The 18,352-nt window shown below is 72.3% G+C and carries 19 protein-coding genes; 7 read left to right on the top strand and 12 right to left on the bottom strand.

Translation table 11 applies throughout. The features are described 5' to 3' along the window. Positions 1–42: 42 nt before the first annotated feature. From ACFQO7_RS17075 to ACFQO7_RS17045, 7 genes are all read right to left on the bottom strand, one after another. Positions 43–843: a hypothetical protein gene (locus ACFQO7_RS17075; protein WP_376807247.1), complete on the bottom strand. Its 801-nt coding sequence runs from the start codon at positions 841–843 to the stop codon at positions 43–45. Then, complete coding sequence (locus ACFQO7_RS17070) at positions 840–1,304, bottom strand: hypothetical protein (protein ID WP_376807246.1); 465 nt, start codon at positions 1,302–1,304, stop codon at positions 840–842. Before ACFQO7_RS17070 ends, ACFQO7_RS17075 begins: the two co-directional genes overlap by 4 nt. A 67-nt stretch (positions 1,305–1,371) precedes the next feature. Next, complete coding sequence (locus ACFQO7_RS17065) at positions 1,372–1,848, bottom strand: SRPBCC family protein (protein ID WP_376807245.1); 477 nt, start codon at positions 1,846–1,848, stop codon at positions 1,372–1,374. Beyond that, positions 1,845–2,174 (bottom strand): ArsR/SmtB family transcription factor, encoded by a 330-nt coding sequence (locus ACFQO7_RS17060; RefSeq protein ID WP_376807244.1) that lies wholly within the window; start codon positions 2,172–2,174, stop codon positions 1,845–1,847. Before ACFQO7_RS17060 ends, ACFQO7_RS17065 begins: the two co-directional genes overlap by 4 nt. Positions 2,175–2,259: 85 nt before the next feature. Further along, positions 2,260–6,090 carry a S8 family serine peptidase gene (locus ACFQO7_RS17055; protein WP_376807243.1) on the bottom strand — a complete coding sequence of 1,277 codons (3,831 nt, stop codon included), beginning with the start codon at positions 6,088–6,090 and terminating at the stop codon, positions 2,260–2,262. An 84-nt stretch (positions 6,091–6,174) separates the two neighbouring features. Next, positions 6,175–8,676 (bottom strand): DUF7737 domain-containing protein, encoded by a 2,502-nt coding sequence (locus ACFQO7_RS17050; RefSeq protein WP_376807242.1) that lies wholly within the window; start codon positions 8,674–8,676, stop codon positions 6,175–6,177. A gap of 1 nt (position 8,677) precedes the next feature. After that, positions 8,678–9,091, bottom strand: coding sequence for a hypothetical protein (locus ACFQO7_RS17045; RefSeq protein ID WP_376807241.1), 414 nt, complete (start codon positions 9,089–9,091; stop codon positions 8,678–8,680). 258 nt (positions 9,092–9,349) lie between these two features. On the opposite strand from ACFQO7_RS17045, the gene ACFQO7_RS17040 reads away from it, so the two are divergent. From ACFQO7_RS17040 to ACFQO7_RS17025, 4 genes are all read left to right on the top strand, one after another. Then, a complete protein-coding gene (locus ACFQO7_RS17040) occupies positions 9,350–9,496 on the top strand; it encodes a hypothetical protein (RefSeq protein ID WP_203688755.1) in 147 nt (48 codons plus the stop codon). A 180-nt stretch (positions 9,497–9,676) separates the two neighbouring features. Continuing rightward, positions 9,677–9,979 (top strand): putative quinol monooxygenase, encoded by a 303-nt coding sequence (locus ACFQO7_RS17035; RefSeq protein ID WP_376807240.1) that lies wholly within the window; start codon positions 9,677–9,679, stop codon positions 9,977–9,979. 28 nt (positions 9,980–10,007) lie between these two features. Further along, positions 10,008–10,760, top strand: a complete 753-nt coding sequence (locus ACFQO7_RS17030; protein ID WP_376807239.1) for an AraC family transcriptional regulator — start codon at positions 10,008–10,010, stop codon at positions 10,758–10,760. Positions 10,761–11,101: 341 nt separating this feature from the next. Then, a complete protein-coding gene (locus tag ACFQO7_RS17025) occupies positions 11,102–12,472 on the top strand; it encodes an FAD-dependent oxidoreductase (RefSeq protein WP_376807238.1) in 1,371 nt (456 codons plus the stop codon). An 85-nt stretch (positions 12,473–12,557) separates the two neighbouring features. Here the strand turns inward: ACFQO7_RS17025 and ACFQO7_RS17020 are convergent, their stop codons facing one another. The 3 genes from ACFQO7_RS17020 to ACFQO7_RS17010 are packed head-to-tail and all read right to left on the bottom strand — an operon-like array spanning position 12,558 to position 14,174. Next, entirely contained in the window at positions 12,558–13,514 is a 957-nt protein-coding gene (locus tag ACFQO7_RS17020) for a hypothetical protein (protein WP_376807237.1), read from the bottom strand. An 11-nt stretch (positions 13,515–13,525) separates the two neighbouring features. Then, on the bottom strand, positions 13,526–13,795 hold the full coding sequence (locus ACFQO7_RS17015) for a hypothetical protein (protein ID WP_376807236.1): 270 nt from the start codon (positions 13,793–13,795) through the stop codon (positions 13,526–13,528). 49 nt (positions 13,796–13,844) lie between these two features. Beyond that, on the bottom strand, positions 13,845–14,174 hold the full coding sequence (locus ACFQO7_RS17010; RefSeq protein ID WP_376807235.1) for a PadR family transcriptional regulator: 330 nt from the start codon (positions 14,172–14,174) through the stop codon (positions 13,845–13,847). A gap of 103 nt (positions 14,175–14,277) precedes the next feature. Between ACFQO7_RS17010 and ACFQO7_RS17005 the strand changes: the two genes are divergently transcribed. From ACFQO7_RS17005 to ACFQO7_RS16995, 3 genes are all read left to right on the top strand, one after another. Beyond that, on the top strand, positions 14,278–14,673 hold the full coding sequence (locus ACFQO7_RS17005; RefSeq protein ID WP_376807234.1) for a hypothetical protein: 396 nt from the start codon (positions 14,278–14,280) through the stop codon (positions 14,671–14,673). A gap of 12 nt (positions 14,674–14,685) precedes the next feature. Then, entirely contained in the window at positions 14,686–15,192 is a 507-nt protein-coding gene (locus ACFQO7_RS17000) for a hypothetical protein (RefSeq protein ID WP_376807233.1), read from the top strand. 136 nt (positions 15,193–15,328) lie between these two features. Beyond that, positions 15,329–15,913, top strand: coding sequence for a hypothetical protein (locus tag ACFQO7_RS16995; protein ID WP_376807232.1), 585 nt, complete (start codon positions 15,329–15,331; stop codon positions 15,911–15,913). Here the strand turns inward: ACFQO7_RS16995 and ACFQO7_RS16990 are convergent. Together ACFQO7_RS16990 and ACFQO7_RS16985 are read right to left on the bottom strand one after the other, a co-directional pair. Further along, on the bottom strand, positions 15,900–16,499 hold the full coding sequence (locus ACFQO7_RS16990) for a hypothetical protein (protein ID WP_376807231.1): 600 nt from the start codon (positions 16,497–16,499) through the stop codon (positions 15,900–15,902). The two genes, ACFQO7_RS16995 and ACFQO7_RS16990, sit on opposite strands and share 14 nt — an antisense overlap. 128 nt (positions 16,500–16,627) lie before the next feature. Further along, positions 16,628–18,340 (bottom strand): acyl-CoA dehydrogenase family protein, encoded by a 1,713-nt coding sequence (locus ACFQO7_RS16985; RefSeq protein WP_376807230.1) that lies wholly within the window; start codon positions 18,338–18,340, stop codon positions 16,628–16,630. Positions 18,341–18,352: the final 12 nt, after the last annotated feature.

Raw genomic sequence — 18,352 nt, 5'->3', positions numbered from 1 at the left:
GGGCGCCCTCATGACGAGAACGCCCGCTTCGGCCGCACGCGCCTACGGCGTCCAGCGCCGGCTGTTCACGCCGGGCCAGACCTGTTCGAGCACCGGCACCAGCGTGCCGCCGAACGCCACCGTTCCCTCGTGCGAGGCGTACGCGATCCAGCTCGACGATTCGTCCGACCAGACGCCCTCGGCACCTGTGTACCTCGGTGCCGTCAGATTCACCTCGACGGCGTATTCGGGGCCGTACTCGCGCAGCTCGATCACCCGTCGCACCCCGAGCCGGTCGAGGGCGTGCCGGAAGGCGTCGACGACAGGCTCCTCCCACAGCGCCTCGCCCTGCACGATCGTGACGTCGGCGGGGATGTCCGCGGCGATCATCGGATGCCACGCCAAGTCCACAAGGCCCCAGCGGGCGGTCAGCCGTTCGCGCCACCGCGCCGCCTCGTCCTCGGACAGCACGCGTCGGTATCCGACAGGCTCGGCCCGCAGATCCGCCGTCGCCGCCCACACCCTCACCTGACGGGTGAAACGATCGCGCTCCTCGGACGCGGCTTGAGCCTCGATCTCGCGGGCGGGATCAGTGAACACCGGCCCGGCTGTGCCGGCCGCGCGGACCAGCAGGTCGGCGAGCCGGGACGAGCCGGGAAGACGGTCGCCGTCCAGGCGTTCGACCTCGACCAGGACGGCGTCCACGACGCCGTACCGGGGGAAGATCGCCTTGGCTTCGTCGGTGTAGTGGTAGCCGTCGGCGGCTCGCCCGTGGTTCGGCAGCCGGGAGTAGCGGGCCGCCAGCTCGGTATACCTTTCCGCCAGGTAGCGCCTTGCCGTGTCGTGCAGGATCTGAGGGTTCACCTGCCGTTGTCCGGCATCGTGCGGATCGTGGTGCCCGGTCCGACATCCCTGGTGAGGCCGTACCAGTAGAAGGTGAACAGGTCGTGTTCGCGGCCGTGGTCGAGCCGCTTGGCGACCTTGTTGTGCGGGAAGCCGCGCAGGCCGTTCGGCATCTCGACCACGGCCGCCCGCTCGTTCGCGTCGTAGGCCCAGCGACCGCCGCCGTGGCGCACCATCAGCTCGCCGACGTACGCGCCCATACCCATGATCATGCTGTGGCGGTACGCGGCAGGCGGATCCGTCGCCAGGAAGGCGTCGCAGAGGTCGTCCAGCCGCGACGCCTCGGTCGAGTCCCAACCGAGCGCCTGGCCTTCTTCCGCGGAGCCGTGGACGAAGGCCTCCGCCAACTCGCGCATGACCTTGGCGGTCTCCCGGTCGCTCGGATCGGCGCGCCTGCGGAATCGGTCCAGGAGCCAACGCATGTAATTCCGCCTTCCAGCCAAGGGGGCGCAGCGTATCAAGCGGGGAATCGGTGTCGGCGCGGCGGAGCTACCGCTGCTCGGCCGCCTTGGCGAAGACGTCCAGGACGCCGCGCCAGCCGCCGCCACCGACGAGCCCGTCGCGCATCGCCTGACCGGCCACGAGCCGGTCGAAGTGACGGTGCTCCAGTTCGACGACCGTCTGCTCGGGTCCCTCCGCGGTGAACCGGACCTCGATCTCGCTGGCATGGGCGGGCTCGGGGTCGTACTCCCACCTGCCGTTGATCTGCCAGGTGAGGACGAGGCGGTGCGGGGGTTCCCAGGCGAGCACCGTGCCCCAGTCGCATTCGCTGCCGTCGACTCCCCGCTCGTACCAGCGTCCCCCGACGCGGGGTTCGACGACGGCCTCGGCCAGCTCGGCCTGTCCGATGTGGTACTGCGCCGGCCACCAGGTGCCGAACGACCGGGTGAACAGGTCGAATGCCCGCTCGGCGGGCAGGCTGACGGTGACCCTGCCGTGCAGCGGCGGGAGCGTGGGTGCGGTCATGGCTTCTCCTCTTCGGGTGCGGTGTCGTCGTCCGCGGCCTTCTGGAACGCCGTGAGCGCGTCCTGCCAGACGCGGTCCAGGTAGGCACGCAGCGCGGTCACTCCGGCGGGATTGAGCTGGTAGACCCGGCGTGTGCCGTCGGCCCGGCTGACGACCAGGCCGCCGTCCTTGAGCACGCGCAGGTGCTGGGACACCGCGGGCCGGCTGATCGGCAGGCGGTCGGCCAGTTCGCCCACCGAGCACGGTTGCCGGGCGAGCAGCTCGAAGATGGCGCGCCGGGTCGGGTCCCCGAGAAGTCCCAGGCCCGGATCTCCGTAAGTGTCCACGAACGGTAAGCCTAGACTTACATAGACGTTGGCGCAATGCGTGAAGGGGCGCCCTCCCGGTCGGAGGGCACCCCTTCACGGCGCGCTAGCGCAGGTCGTACGCGTGCACGACGGTCTGGGTGACCGTGTTGCCCGCACCGTCGGTGGCCCGGGTCCGCAGCGACACACTGCCCGAACCGGCCGGGACGTACGCGGTGTACGCGTCACCGCGCCCCGTCACCCGCACCGCCCGCCAGGTCCGGCCCTCGTCGAACGACACCTCCACGACCAGCGTGGTGTGCCGCGGCGTCGGCAGACCGGCCTGGTGGCGCAGTCCGATCCCGACGGTGTGCGCCCGCCCGGCGACCGAGCCGTTAAGGTCGGCGGGCACCCGGTAGTCGACCTGCAGCAGCGGCAGCGCCCGCGCCTGCCCGGCCGTCGCGGACCGGAACTCCCACACCGTGTCGGTACGGGTCGCCCGCGCCCACTCCGGCGTGGTCCGCGCGGTCGTCAACTGCAGCCGGTACCCGGCCGCCCCGGCGGGCACCTCCACGTCGGCCATGGCACTCGGCAGCTCCGCGACCAGCGTCCCGTCGCGCCACAGCTTGGCCGCGACCTCGTCACCCTCGCGGAGCCCGGCGTGGCCGGCGGCGTCGACGAACTCCGGCACCCGCAGCGACAGCACGTCACCGAGCCGGGTGGAGAGCAGGCCGCTCGCCGCGGCGGGCCGGACCACCGGCCCGAACCAGGTCTCCCGGGTCTTGCCGGGCCGGTAGCTGCGCGGCTGGTCGGCGATGCCGCCGGCCAGCGGACCCCAACCGCCCCACGGGTACTCCTGGTGCACCCGGTGCTGCCACACCGAGTCGCCGGCCGACACCCACTCCTCGCGGGTGGACGGCGTGGCCACGAAACGGGTGGTGTCGTTCCAGGAGTAGTCCTGCCACGGACGCCAGCCGAAGCGCTGCTCACGGGCCCACGGCTCGCCGCCGTTGTGCGCGTACGAGGTGTCGATCCGCATCGAGTTCGCGGCGGTCACCTTGTGCACGATGCGCTGCGGGACGCGGCCCCGCTCGACGTGGAAGACGTCGTACAGGTACGGGCTCACCGGGGTGAGGACCAGCTCGATCGTCGCGCTGGAGCGCGCGGTGCGGGCGAGCAGCTTCTGCCCGTCGTCGTACGCGACGACCATGGCCGGGATCGGCTCCCGCTCACCCTGCGGCTCCCACACCGTCCACGCCGACCAGTCGGCGGGGCGGACGATGATGATCGCCGCCGCGCCCGCCGCGGCCGCCGCCGCGATCTGCTCCTGCTCGGTGCGGTCGGACGCCGTCTCGACGAGCGCCACCGCGTCGCGCACGCGCGCCGCCGCGAGCTGCTGGGCCGTGCCGGTGCCGGCGCGAACCAGCTTGAGCCGCTTCGGCCCGTCGTAGCCGGGCGACAGGTGCAGCAGGTTGATGTCGAGCGGACCCTTCACCCCGTCGATCTGGGCCGCCACGATCGGCGCGACCAGCTGCCAGCGGGACGAGAACTCGTACTCACCCGCGCTCACCGGCTTCGTCGGGGTCACGTTGACCTGCTGCACGGTGCTGAAATGCATGACGCCGTGGCTGATCGTGCGGCCGTTGCCGTGCACCCGGTGCACGTAGTAGCTGAGGATCGCCTGCTGCTCGGACGGCTTGGGCGTCTCGATCCGGATCGGGGTGCCCTTGCGCGCGTCGAGCAGCACGGTCATGTCCCCGGTGACCTTCAGTTCCGGATCGGTGACCAGGGTGACCTGCTCGTCGAGCGGCGCACCGTGCTCGATGAGGCCCTGCAGCAGGTAGGTGCCCTCCTCGACCTCGACGGTGCCGTCGTTGCCGACGAGCCAGGTGAGGGTGTCGGAGCGGCTGTCCTCGCCGTGCAGCATGACGACCGGCGCGGAGCCGGGCTTGCCGGCCGGGTCGAGCGCTCGCAGGGTGACCTTGTGCCGCGGGCCGGCCAGGGTGAGGCCGACAGCGGTGCGCAGGGCGATCCCGCCGGGGCCGGTCGCCGTGATGACGCCGCTGTGCCGGCCCCTGTCCAGTTTGGCCTGGTCGAGGGTCGCGGTGACGTCGGCGGTGCCACCGGCGGGCACGGTGACCTGCCCGGCGGTGGCCAGGGCGTCGGTCTCGGCGACGGCCCGGTCGACATTGCGCAGGTCGACCTTCAGGTCGAGGGTGACGGGCGCGCTTCCGGTGTTGGTGAACGTCAGCACACGGGTCGCCGCCTGCGCCGCCGGGGCGGTGGTGAGCAGGCCGAAGTCGGCGGTGGCGGTGCCGTACACGGTCTGCGCGACGGCCCGGGTCAGGTCGACCCGGCCCGCGCCCTGCTGGTACACCGTCAGCGACGCGTTGGCGCGGGCGGTGCTGACCAGTGCGTTCTTGAGCTGCCCGGCCTTCCAGCCCGGGTGGGCCTGGGCCAGCAGCGCGGCCGCGCCGGCCACGTGCGGGGTGGCCATCGAGGTGCCCGACGCGGTGGTGTAGTTCGCGTCGACGACGGTGCCCATCGACGTCCCGGCAGCGCGGGCCGCGACGATGCCGACGCCCGGGGCGGTGATCTCCGGCTTGAGGCCTTCGTCGCCCAGGCGCGGGCCGCGGCTGGAGAAGTCGGCCAGGTTCTCGTCCCGGTCGACGGCCCCGACGGTCAGCGCGGACGCGGCCGCGCCGGGCGAGCCGACGGCATAGTCGGAGCCGTCGTTGCCCGCCGCGATGACGAACAGGGTGCCGCTGGCGGCGGTCAGCCGGTCCACGGCCAGGCTCATCGGGTCCTGGCCGTCGGTGGCCGAGCCGCCCAGGCTCATGCTGACGACCTCGGCGCCCTGCTCTACGGCCCATTCCATGCCCGCGACGATCCACGACTCGTATCCGGAGCCGCCGTCGTTGAGCACCTTGCCCACCAGCAGGTTCGCGCCCGGTGCGACGCCCTTGCGGGTGCCGCCCGAGGCCGCGCCAGTGCCGCCGACGGTCGCGGCGACGTGCGTGCCGTGCCCGTGCCGGTCGACGGCGTCGGGGCTGTCGGTGAAGTTGCGGGCCTGCCCGATACGTCCGGCCAGGTCGGGGTGGTTGGCGTCGACGCCGGTGTCCAGGATCGCCACGTCGACGCCCTTGCCGTCGAATCCGGCGGCCCAGGCGTCGGGCGCGCCGATCTGCGCGACACTGCGGTCCAGGGCGGCCTCCACGCGGCCGTCGAGCCAGATCCGCTCGATGCCGCCGCCGAGGCGGCCGCCCTGCGCGGCGCCGGACCGCGCGCTGCCCGCCGAGGACACGGCGGCCGCCGTGTCCGCCGCGGCCGGGGCAGCGGGCGCGGTGGCCCGCCAGAATCCGGCGAGGTTGTCGCGGCTCGCGGTCAGCGCCGCTGCGCCGATGCTCGGCAGGTCGCGCACTCCGGTGACACCGGCCGTGCGCCTGGCGTTCGCGCCGCCGTCGGCGTAGCGCACGATCAGCGGCAGGCCGGTCGCGGTCGCGTCGCCGTACCCGGCCGCGAGCAGCTCCTCGACGTCGAACAGGTCCGCGTCGACGGCCCCGGACGACACGTACGGCACCACATCGGACGGCAGCACCCGCAGGCCGCCGTCGACCTCCACGGTGTGGAACGTGATGCGTTCCCGACCGGGGGCGGGGCGCACCGCGGCGGTGTGCCGGCCCGCGCCGGCGTCGCTCACGGTGACGACGTCACCGGTGATCAGCGTGACCGTCTGGCCGGCCGGCGGGGTCGCCGCGGTCCGGTCCGGCGTGCCCGGCGCGGCGGCAGCGGTCTGCTGCGCCGTGCCGAGCACGGTGAAGGTGAGTACGGCCGCCATACCGCCGGCGGCGGTGGCGCGGCCCAGGGGTGACCACATCGTGTCGAGCTCCTCACGATCATCGCCGCTGTCCACGGCGAAGGTGATCGGATTCTGCTGCGGCCACGTGTCCAAGGTCACTAGAGCCGGTGCTGCGCAAAGGCGACATGTCACCAGGTGGACAACCCGGCTTCACCGCCATGCCACCGTACGGACGCCCGCGGCTCAGCCGCGTGCCGTGAGCACCGCCAGCTGCGCCAGGACCGACGGGTCGGTGATCTTCTCGTCCTCGGCGAGCAGCAGCACCTTGCTGAGCACGACACTCGTCATCGGATCGTCGTCGGCGAACGGCAGGAACAGCCGCCGGTGCGGCTTGCGACCGAACCCGGCCGGCACCACGCACAGGTAGCCGCCCGGCTCGACGTGGATGCTGCCGCTGGTCAGGTGCACGCGGTAGACGGCGCGCGAGCCGTGGACGACCGCAACCGCGCCCTCGACGGCGACCCGCCGCAGGCCCAGGTCGTCGATGAGTGCGGCCAGCACCTCGGCCCGGCTCTGCGCGCGAGCGGGCGAGTCCAGCCGTGCCGGGTCGGTGCCCGCGACCGACACGACCAGGTCGAGGTCGCGCATGACCTCGGAGAAGACGGTCGGCGGCACGTCGGCCAGCGGCACGATGTCGCGTCCGGACAGGAACCGCAGCTCGCCGATCTCCACGTCGCCCATGCCGAAGTATCCGTGGAAGTCGCAGCGCAGAGCCGCCGTCAGGTCTCCCGCCGGGCGGGTGGCCTGGTACGCGGCGTAGTCGCCGTGCGTGCGCCAGCCGCGACCCGACAGCAGTTGCCCGGCGACCCGGCCGGTCACGGTGTGGCCGGCGAAGCGCCGCGAGACGTCGACGGCTTCGCGTTCGGCGGGCGTGAGCACGTACAGCTCACGGAATGCCTGTTTGACGGGCTGGCGCAGGCGGCGGCGCACGATCTCGGCCTGCCAGTGCCCGAGCCGCCCGGACGTGTACAGGTCGAACGGGTGCACGGCGGTGACCGGGCCGGTCGTGTCGACGTCGGCGAGCAGCCCGACCTGGCCGGTGCGGTCGCGCCACAGCAGGGCGGGCAGCATCGCCGCGCCCGCGGGCAGTCTCAGCAGCCCGGCCAGCTCCTGCGGGCCCACCGGCGTGCCGGTCGCGACGAGCCGTTCGATCACGCCGGTACGCAGCCGCCGGGCCTGATCGCGCAGCAGGTCCTGGTGTTCGCGGCTGGCCGTGTAGCGGGCGTCGGCGCGTACCGCCGCAGGCACGCTTTTCATAACCTTCCCACCGCTGGTGACGGTGATGACCGGGTCGGGGCCGTCCATGACGACCGCGACCGTGTAGTCGCCGACCGACCACGGCGGCGGGGTGGCGTCGGCAAGCTCGATCTCGCACTCGGTCTCCAGGCGGCTCGCGTCAGGCAGGCCGGCGACCTGTGCCAGGTGCTCCAGCGCCACCTCGACCGCGGCGGCGTGGCTGTGCCGCCGGTTCGGGCCGAGCTTCGGCCCGCGCTTGGCGATCTCACGCAGCGCCGTGTACCGGTCGAGCACCGTCTCGCCCTCGGCGAGCGGCAGCATGCCGTACGCGGCGATGCCCGCCAGGGCGTTGTTCTTCACGCGTTTGAGCACCGCCGCGCGGTTGCGCCCCAGGGCCGCGCTGACCAGCTCGCACGGCGTCTGCGCCAGCAGGTGCTCGGTCGTGGCGGGTCCGGCCGCCTCGGCCGCCACCAGGATGAGCTCACGGTCATACCGGACCACGCCGCCCGCCTCGATCCGGTCCACCAGCCGCAGCAGCGCCGACGCCGGTTCCAGTCCCAGCACCGGCAGCAGCCCTTCGGCATCACCGGCTTCCCGGCGCAGGTGGAAGGCGCGCAGCCGGACCTCCAACGGGCGCTGCCGCAGGTGCGCCACCAGCTCTGCCAGCTCCTCGCTGCTCAGTTCGGCCGCGCCCAGCCGCTTGCCGGTCTTCTCCTCCCCCGTCCAGTCCAGCGCCCGCAGCACGAACCGCAGCCCACGCGGCACGACCACCTGCGGCAGTTCCTCGTCCGGCACCCCCGCCGAGGTCATCCGCCACAGCATCTCGTCCACGTACGGCCGCACCGCGTCCGCGCAGGCGGCGGGCGGTGGCGGCGCGCCACCCGACGGGTCTCGTCCCACGATGGTGTTGCCCAGCCAGCGGTCCACGGTGAACGCGTGCTCGACCAGCGCCGCGTCCAGGGCGTCGCGCGCGTGCAGGGCGTCGAGCAGCCGGGTCACGGCGGGCCGGGTCACCCGCCCCAGCGGAGTCAGCACCAGCACCCGCATCGCGGCCACGTCGCCGGCCGCGATGACCCGGTCGGCCACCTCGTCCAGCGGCGGTGTGCCCCAGACCGGCCACCCCAGCAGCGCGCGCAGCGCCGCGTCACGCGTCGCGGTCGGCCACGGCGCGTCCAGGACGGCGCACACGTCCGCGCCCGGCTCGAGCGGGAACGCCTCGTCGTACGCCTCGCTGAACGCCTGGTCGATGTCGGGAATGCGGTCCTCCAGCTTGCCACCGACACGGTCGTCACCCCGGCGCAGCTGCTCCCGGACGATCGGCCCCAGCTCGCGCAGCAGCGCCAGGTCACCGTCCTTGACGGCGGTGCGAACCTGCTCGACGCGCTGCCACAGCGCGTCCCGCTCCTGCGCGAACGCCTCCAGGTGGACATCGGGAATCGGATGCTGCACGTCAGCCTCCGACCAGCGCGGTGAGGCGCACGAACACCACGGGCTCACCCAGGTGCAGCACGATCTGCTCGTCCAGCAGATCCAGCTGCCGCCCGCCGACGAACAGTGCGAACGTGCCGCGCTCGAACGCCGACCAGGCGCGGGCCACCTCGGCCTCGACGTCGGGTGCGGCCTGCTGCCGGTCGGGCAGGCGGACCACGCCGGTGGCCGCCTGGGCTCGGATGTCCTCGTCGGTCAGGTACTGCCGGTCGAGCAGGGCGCGGCACCGCGAGCCGTCCGCCTGCCAGGCACGCACCTGCTCGGCGACGGCGGCGCGGATCAGCTCGCGCACCGTGGTCTGCTCCTGCGCCAGCTCGACCAGCACATCGGGCAGGCGGTCCCCGCCGGGAACCCTGCTTCGCACCTCGACCCGCACCACGCGCCTCCTCGCCTAGGACGGCCCCGACCCTAACCGCGCCGTCCGACAACAAGGGATCACTCCGAAACGGACTTAACGACCTCCCGGCGGTGATGGCGGTCACGGTCGGTAGGCATACCTAGACCCACCTAGGCATGGCACTAGGTATGTCGTAGGCAGGCAAGATACGCCGTCGCTGCGGATGGAGCGGAGGTCCGGCCGGAGGAGTATTTACCTCGTCAGCAAGACAGAGAGTCAAGGACTGAGGAGTCTGCGATGTTCGGATCGCCCGAGATGTACTTCGATCTCGCGAAGTTGCATCACCGAGAGCTCATAGACGAGGCCGCGAAGGAGCGGGTGGCCAACAGGGTGCACCGCCACGGCCGCAAGCGCCGCCAGGCGCGCGACCACACGGCACGATGAGCACGACTAGACAGGCCCGGGATCCGGAAACGGACCCGGGCCTGTTCGTATGCGCCAACCGGTGACGTGTCCGATGCGAGCGTGAACGTGTCCGGCCGACGCGAGCCGGACGGCCGTACGGCGGCGAGGATCGAACCCAGCCGCGGCAGCCGCCGCCACCGCACCTTCCGGAGGCCTTCCATGTTCATCGCGATCGTCGACTTCCGCACCGCCCCCGCCGACCGGACCTCGGCCCTGGCCCGGCTCGATGCCGAAAGCCAACACGTCCGCGCCATGCCCGGCAACGTCGCCTTCCGGGTCTACGCCTCCCGCGCGGACGATTCCGCGATCACCATCGTGCACGAGTGGGCCGACGAGGAGTCGTTCGCCGGATACCAGACGTCGGACTCCTTCGCCCGCTCCGGCGAGGTGCTGCGCCCGATGATGATCGCGCCGCCGGTGAGCCGCCGCTTCCGGGCCGACCTGCTGGAGACGGTCCGCTGACTACGATGGGGTCCGTGCGAGGCCGCCGATGACCCGTGAGGCGTACAGCTTCGTCCGCACCTTCCCCGCCGAGCCGGTCCGGGAACTGCGCGTGGACCGCCACTACCTGCTCTGCGCCTCCGCCGGCGTGCTCCGGCTGGAGGCGCAGGGCCAGGCATGGCTGCTGCCCCCGGCACGGGCCGCCCTGATCGAGGCGGGCCGGCCGATCCAGGTCAGCATCCCGCAACCGGTCACCACGGCCTCGGTGCTGTTCGACCCCGAGTTCACCGCCGCCCCGCCCGCGCCGCTGACCGTGTTCGACCTCAACCCGCTGGCCCGCGCCCTGGTCGACGAGTGCGGCGCCTTCGGCGAGAGCGACGAGCCCCTTCCTGCGTACGCCCGGACGATGTTCGCCGCGCTCGCCGCCGTGACCTGGCGGCTCGCCGAGCAGCCGAGCCCGGTCGTCGTCCCGGCGGGACGGTCACCGGAGCTGCGCCGGGCCCTGGCCGCCACCGAGCGGCAGCTCAGCGGAGAGGTCAGCTTCGAAGACGTCGCCGCCGAGGTCGGCCTCGCGCCGCGCTCGCTGGCCCGGCGCTTCGCCGAGGAGACCGGCCTGACCTGGCGAGCGGTCCTGCGCCGGATGCGCGTGCTGCGCGCGATCGAGGAACTCGCCGCAGGCGACGCCCCGGTGACCCGGATCGCGCACACGGTCGGCTACACCTCGTTGTCGGCGTTCAACGCCGCCTTCCTGGACCTGACCGGCCGCACCCCGACGGAATACCGCGCCAGCTTCCGCCCCTGATCCGGCCGGTACCCGGCAGTCAGCGGATGGGCGTCGCCGAACTCCTACCGATGGGAGGCCACGCATCGCTCATGGGTCGCGGTCGCTTCGGCGCGCGAGGCTGGGTGAAGATCTGTTTTTGTGGACGCCAGACGCCCCTATAGGGACAGTCAGCGTCCACAAAAACAGATCTTGCCCAGGAGATCCCGATGACCGTCACAACGCAACGGGCCGATGCGCACCAGCTTGCGTCGACCGACGCGGCCGATCTCGCGATCTTTGCCGACGACATGGATCCCGCGTTATGTTTGCCTCCGACGAATGGCCAATGTGGAGCCATCGCTTCGGGGGGACCTGCTGACATGTCCACAACGCGCACCTTTGCCGAGATCTGCACCGACGTCGCGCCCACCGGCATGCGCCGCCTGATGTCACGGGCCGTGGTGCTGGGCGGCAGCATCGCCGGCCTGATGGCCGCCCGGGTGCTCAGCGACCACGCCGACGAAGTACTGATCATCGAGCGCGACCCGCAGGACACCGGTGACGATCCGCGACCCGGTGTGCCGCAGGGCAGCCAGGTGCACGGGCTGCTGCCCGCGGGGCAGATCCAGTTCGAGCGGTGGTTTCCCGGGTTCATCCAGGAGGCGATCGAGGCGGGCGCGGTCGTGCCGCCGTACGGAGCGTTCGAGTTCGTCATGAACGGCTCGCTGCGCACCGCCAAACCGGTCCGGCTGGAGCAGCCGGGCCTGGTCGGCACCAGGCCTTTCCTGGAAGGGCTGGTCCGGCGACGGACGCTCGCGGTGCCCAACATCAGGTTCGTGTCCGGACGGGCCGAGGGACTGATCGTCGAGGACGGCCGGGTGGTCGGCGCGCGCTACGAGGGCGACGAAGGCTCCACCGAGGTACGGGCCGAGCTGGTCGTCGACGGCATGGGCCGGTCCAGCCGGCTCAGCGACTGGCTGGAGGGGCACGGCTTCGCCCGTCCGCCGATGCAGCGTATGGGCATCAAACTCAACTACGCCACGGCGACGTTCCGCCGAGACCCGGCGATGGGCGACACGTGGGGCAGCATCGCCTTCAACGACGGCAGTGGTGGCGTGCCGCGCATCGGCGGGGTGAACCCGGTCGAGGGCGACCGGTGGCTGGTCCTGATCGCCGGGTACGCCGACGACCGGCCCAGCCGCGATCCCGACGAGTTCACCGAGCGCTGCGTGCGGGACTTCCCGCCGATGTTCGGCCAGGTCGCCACGGGCTGCGAGATGATCGGACCGGTCATCACCTACCACCAGGCCGACAGCCGGCGCCGGGACTTCCACGAGGCCCGGGACCTGCCGGCGGGTGTCGTCGCGGCCGGTGACGCGGTGGCGTCGTTCAACCCGATCTACGGCCAGGGTATGACCTCGGCCGCGCTGCACGCGTCGTGCCTGTCGGCGTACCTGCGGACCGATCCGGACCTGAGCCGCCCCGCCCGGCGATACTTCGACCTGGTGCGGGTCGTCGTCGACGCGGCCTGGCAGACCTCCACGCTGTCCGACCTGGGGCTTGAGCACGTCGACGGCCCCTACCCGCCCGGCTACGCGCTGATCAGCCGGATCAGCGGGCGGATCGCCCGCGCGTCGATCTCCGACGATGCCGTCAACCACAAGCTGAGCCTGGTCACCATGATGCTGGCCCACCCGCGCTCGCTCATGAGCCCGTCGTTCGTGCTGCGCGCGATGCTGCGCGGCGCCTGAGCGGGACGGTCACCGAGTGGGTGCTGTGTCGCAGCACCCACTCCCGCAGCAGGCCGGACCCACGTCGACCCGTAGGCGTGGAAGCTCACGACCCGTCGGTGACTCCGGCAGGGTCGCGCCTCAGTGCCGTGCCCAGGACCGCGCCACCGGCCGCGCCGATCGCCCAGAAGACGATCATGATAAGGATGAAGTCGGGCCGCACCACGTCGAGGACCGCCGACTGCCACGTCGGCGGCACCGCGTCGCCGGTGCTCAGGTAGCCGGCCTGCCGCTGCGCCCAGACCAGCGCCTCCGGGACGCCGACGGTGACGATCGCCACCAGGGCGGCGAGCCCGGACAGTGCCGCGGCGCGCAGTCCCGCGCCGAAGGAGCGGTTGCGCCAGGCCGTGACGAGCGCGACGGCGAGCAGCAGCACGCTCGGGCCGACGATCCAGAAGTCGAGGATCCCGCCCCTGCTGTGGGCCAGTGACCAGCGTGAGGCCGCGAACGACCCGGCAGCGACGACCACCGCGACCGCGGCGGCCGATGCCCACGCGGCCCGCGGCCGACCGGACCGCAGCGCGGCCCACATCCCGCCCAGCGCGAACCTGCGCCGCTCGGCGGGCGGGTCGATGGGGGCCAGTTCGGCGCGCAGCGCCGCGCCCCCGGCGGACCGGTTCTCGGGCAGGTCCGCGGTGGCCAGGTCCAGCAGGAGCTGCCACACGTCCCGGGCCGGCAAACGTTCCGTGGTCTCGGTGCGGGCGCCGCGCGCCGCGCCGAGGACCGGCCAGGGCAGGGCCCAGCTCAGCACGACGAGGAACACCGCGAACGGCATCAGCAGATCGCCCGCGCCCAGGTTGGCCACGACCGGGAAGCTGTCGGGTTCGGCCTGGTAGGCGGCGTTCAACGGCAGGTGTGCGGCCGCGGTGCCGACGGCGACCGCGACGAGCGTGAGCAGCCCCGCGACCGTTCCGGCCCCGAATCTGCGGGCCCGGGCCACGGTGGCCGCGGCCAGGGCGGCGAGCCCCGCGCAGGCGACCGCCGCGAGCAGCCCGAGCACCATGGCGAGCAGCGCTATGTCGACACCCAGCCCGGTCCTTTGTCGACCGTGGCGAGATACAGGCGCTGCAGGCCGAAGGTCAGCGCCGCGGTGCCGGCGGCGACACCGATCAGCAGCGGCCACACCGGACGCCTGGTGCCGTCGCGCCATCCCGCGCGGGCGCGGGAGGCGAGCATGCCCATACCGCCATGGCGTACGGCATCGCGCAGCCGGCCGGCGAGCACCACGATCGCGAGCAGGGGTGCCGGTGCGAGCACCACCAGGGTGAGGAGGAAGTCGAGCATCGCGGGCCTCCGAACGGCAGGGGCGGGCCGGGGATCGAGCGGTCGAGGGTCAGGCGGTCCTGGGCGCGAGCGCGGCCGGGCCCGGGGCGGGTGCGGCCGCGGCGGCGCGGGCAGCCGCGGCGACGGTGCGGGCGAGTTCGGCGCCCGCGGTGCTGAGCCGGTAGAGGTGCCTGGCCGGCCGCCCGCGCGGCGGGTCGGTCTCCCAGGAGGTCTCCACGTGTCCGCGTTCGGCGAGGCGGATGAGGATCGGGTACACCGTGCCCGCCTTCAGGCCGAGGGTGCGGCACAGGTCGTAGCCGTGGCTCCAGTCCTCACCGGACTTGGCGAGGGCGACGAGCACTGCCGCGGTCTGCGGGGAGGGATGTCGTACGCGTGCCAAGCCTCTAATATCTACCTAGGTAGAGTTAACGCGCAAGCCCCTTCTCCGCGCCGGTCGCCAGGGGTCTGCGAACGCGGCGTTCGCATGGCAGGATCTCCTGTTCGTGACGCCCCGCCACCCCACCCGCTCCGCCGGGTTCGTCGTACTGGTCCTGGCCACGCTCTGCGGCGGGGTGCTCGGCCTGGTCATGCTGGTCAACCGCATCGAGCCGACGGTCTCGACCTGGCTCGCAGGGGTCTCGTTCGCGCTGTTCGTCGTGCTGTGCGGGGTCGCCGCCCTCGGCTGGTTCTGGCGGGAGCACGAGGTGTGGCGGGCGCTCGGCGGTCCGGAGCAGCTGGCCGCCCGGGTCCGGGCCCGCGCGGAGCAGCAGGCTGCTTATTCGGCGGCGGTCCACGCGTCCTATCAGGCCCGTGCCGCGGAAGAGGCTGCATACCGCCTCGCGAACGGCCCGGACCGCACCGAGGCCAAGGCCGGACCGCCGCCTCGGATCGACGGCTGAACCCTCGTGCCGATGACGCTCCATCGCACCCGGACGTGGCTGGTCCAGGTACTGATCGCACTGGCGGCTCCGGTCGCGCTGACCTGGGCACTGCTGACGATGCGCCGCGACATGATCGCCGGACTGCCCCCGGCGATAGTCGGCCGCGAGCTGATCATGGTCATTTTCGCGGCGATCGCGGCTCCCATCGTCATCATGAAGACCCTGGGCGCGCTCCGGTTCCGCTTCGTCATCGACAGCGCCGGTCTGACCATCCGGACCCCCGACATCACCGCCACTGTCCCGTGGTCCGGCGTCGAGTCGGTCATCCTCGACGACCTGCGCGTCCTCGTCGTTCCCGACCCGGACTACCAGACCACCACCTATCCGGGGATCGGCAGGTTCACCGGGACCACACCTGACGGCCGCCGCTGCTTCGAGGTCCTCGTGCTGGCGCAGGTGCGCGAGTCACCGTCCGCGATCGCGTCCGCGCTCGCCGAGCACGCCGGGCCGCGCTTCACCGACACCCGGCGCGTGTAGCACGGCGGCGCCGGCTCCCACACCTCGCCGCCCGGCTGGGTGAGCGCGAACCGGCTGGCATGATGACCCATCACGCCCGGCCCGACCTGCGGTGCGCCGGCCGAGGGCGTGCGCGAACGGGCGGAGGAATGCTGCGATGACGACACCGGGACTGCCGGACAGCCGGGTGAACCGGACCTTCCGGCGCTCCGACCCGCTCGCGTACCTCGTCGGGGGCATGTTCGCGCCGCTTTTGCCCGCCGCCGTCATCGTGGACCGGGCCGGGCTGCCGCAGCCCGCATTCGGCCTGGCTCTCTGCGCAGTCCTGTCCGCGGCTGGTCTCGTCACGGCCTACCTGGCCGGACCGGCCGCCGGATTCACCGTCACCCCGGACACGGTCACCATCACCAACCCGCTCGTGCGGTACGAGGTCCCCAGGCACCTGGCCGAAGGCTTCGACCAGCTCGACAACCTGGCAGTGCGGCTGCGGGTACGCGGGCACCGGCCGATCGAGGTCAGGGCACTGGTTCCCGGGCTCGGCACCGACCGCAGCCGACGTGCCGTGTCCCGCGATCTCGACCGCCTGGAGCAGTTCCTGACCGAGGTGCCGGTGCTGCCTTCGGCGGGTGCGCCGCGGCGCAGCCGCCGACCGCTCACCATCGCCATGCTGTCCGTGGTCGTCGCCGGGTTCGCCGGAGTCGTGGCGCTCGGCGCGAGCCTCGGCGTGTTCAGCGGTTCTTGACGGCGGCGACCTCCGCTGCCACCACGGCCATGAGCTTGGCGATGTTCTCCGGGTTCGCGTCGTAGCCGGCGGTCGTCGCGCCGAGAACCATGGTGCCGTCAAGCACGCCGACGCCGACGTGGGTCTGGCCGTCCTTGGTCACGCTTCCGGCGAAGGCCTGCTCCCCCAGGTTCGGCGCGGGCACGGCCTTGACGTCGGGAACCGCGTTGCTCAGCTCGACGGCCTTCTGATAACCGGCGGCCGCGTCCGCCGCGGTGGCGTACTCGTCGGCCGAGATCGTCACCTTCTTGGTGCCGTCGCTGTTCGTGTACGCCACGCTCCGGGTGGCGGTCGGGCTGCCGGAGGCGGTGGAGTTCCAGCCGGTGGCCAGCTCTTGGCTGATCTCCGGGAAGAACCCTTGCACCGCGCTCAGCGGAATGACGACGTTGCGCGGAAGCAGGGCGCCGGTGGCCGACGGCGCGGCGGCCTGCGGCACGGTCGCGGACGTGACGGGTGTGGTGCAGGCAGGCAGCACCAGAACTCCGAACGCGGCAGCCCACAGCACTGCCGCCCTGCCCCAGCCCGCCTTCGCTACCCGTGCGTTCACGCCTGCCCCCGCTCACGGAAAACCCACTCCGGGCAGCAATCTGCCCACAGCCGCAATATATCCCGCTAATGGGTCCAATCTCGGCTAATACCGAATGAAAGGTGCGCTGGCACGGGCGGGTGGCCGGCCTACGGCTGCATCTCGTACGCGCCGCAGAGGGCCTCGACCTGGGACCACACGGCGGCGGTGCGGGCGGCGTCCCGGGCCGGGCGGCGCAGGTGCGCCAGTGCCCAGGCGGCCTGGGCGTCGGTGGTGGCCGCCTTGCCGTGCAGCTCGGTCGCGTACGCGGAGAAGTCGCCGACCAGCACCGCGAAGATCTCGTCGAGCAGGTCGCGGTCCAGGCCGGTCGACTCGGCCTGCTCGAGGATCAGCTGGCCGTAGACGACCAGCGCGAACAGCTGCCCGATGGTGAGCAGGAAGTCCAGGTCGCGCTGCTGGTCGGCGTCCGGGGCGTGCGCCTGCAGCAGCGCGCACAGCCCGTCGGCCTGCTCCCGGAACACCGCCACGTTGGCGAGGTCGGCGTGCTTGTCGTACGGGCCGCGCCAGTCCTGGAACCGGATCTCCCCCAGCCCTCGGGCCGGCCCCTGCCGGAACAGGAACTCGTCGTCGGCGGCGTCGTGGCGGGTCGGCACCGGCGCGAAGTCGGCCGGCCGGAACAGGTAGTTCGGCATGAACTTCAGGATCAGGGCCAGGTTGACGTGCACGGTGCCTTCGAGCTTCGGCAGGCCGCGGATGTCCTTGGCGGCCTTGTCGAAGTAGGTGTCCGCCTCGAAGCCCTTCGCGGCGATCACGTCCCACAGCAGGTCGACCACCCGCTCGCCCTCGGTGGTGACCTTCATCTTCGTCATCGGGTTGAACAGCAGATACCGCCGGTCGTCCGGGCCCGCGGACCGGAAGTAGTCGACGGCCCGGTCGCTGAACAGCTTCATCGCGACCAGCCGGGCGTACGCGTCGGTCAGCTCGCGGCGCACGTGCGGGAAGTCGGTGACCTTCCTGCCGTACAGGACGCGCCGGTGCGCGTGGGTGACGGCTTCGTACATCGCGTGCTCGCAGATGCCGATGGAGGCGGTGCACAGGTTGAACTTGCCGACGTTGACCGTGTTGAGCGCGGCGTCGAACGCGGCCTTGCCGGTGTGCAGCACGTCCTCGGCGCGCACCGGGTAGTCCTCCAGCCGGAACTCGCTGACGTACATCTGCCCGTTCACCACGTTCTTGACCAGGTGGTACGCGGGGTGGCGGCTGTCTGCGGCGAAGAAGACGTAACCGTCGGGGCCCTCGACGTCGGCGCGGCGGCCGAACACGGAGACCAGGCCCGCGACGTTGCCGTTGCCGATGTAGTACTTGCCGCCGGTGGCCCGGAACCCGTCCGCGCCGTCCGGGGTCAGGACCATGTCGGTGGAGTAGATGTCCGCGCCGTGGGCGCGCTCGGACAGGCCGAACGCCATGACGTGGCCGTCGGCGAGCAGTTGCGCGGCGCGGGCGCGGGCCGCCGGGTTGGCGCTCTGCCACACCGGCCCGAGACCCAGGACGGTGACCTGCCAGGTGTACCAGTAGCCGAGGCCGTAGAAGGCGAGGATCTCGCTGAGCGCGGCGTTGCGCGCGGTGTCCCAGCGGGTGCCGGTGCCGTCGGCGGTTGGGGTCAGGAACGTCGCGAACAGGCCTTCCTTGGCGACGAAGTCCAGGAAGTCGGCGTACCAGGTGCGGTCGTTGTAGCTGTCGACGAGCGTCTTCTTGCCGCGGTTCTCGAAGAAGTCGACGGTGGCGCGCAGCAGCCGGCGGGACTCGTCGTCCAGGTGCGCCGGGTCGTAGGTGCGCGGGTTCAGCAGCAACGGGTGCGTCATGGCGGTTCTTCC

The sequence above is a fragment of the Catellatospora aurea genome, from assembly GCF_042663325.1.
In the GTDB taxonomy this organism is placed as follows: Bacteria; Actinomycetota; Actinomycetes; order Mycobacteriales; family Micromonosporaceae; genus Catellatospora; species Catellatospora aurea.
Note: the sequence above shows the minus strand (reverse complement) of the source record. Positions and strands in the feature narration are given on the sequence as shown.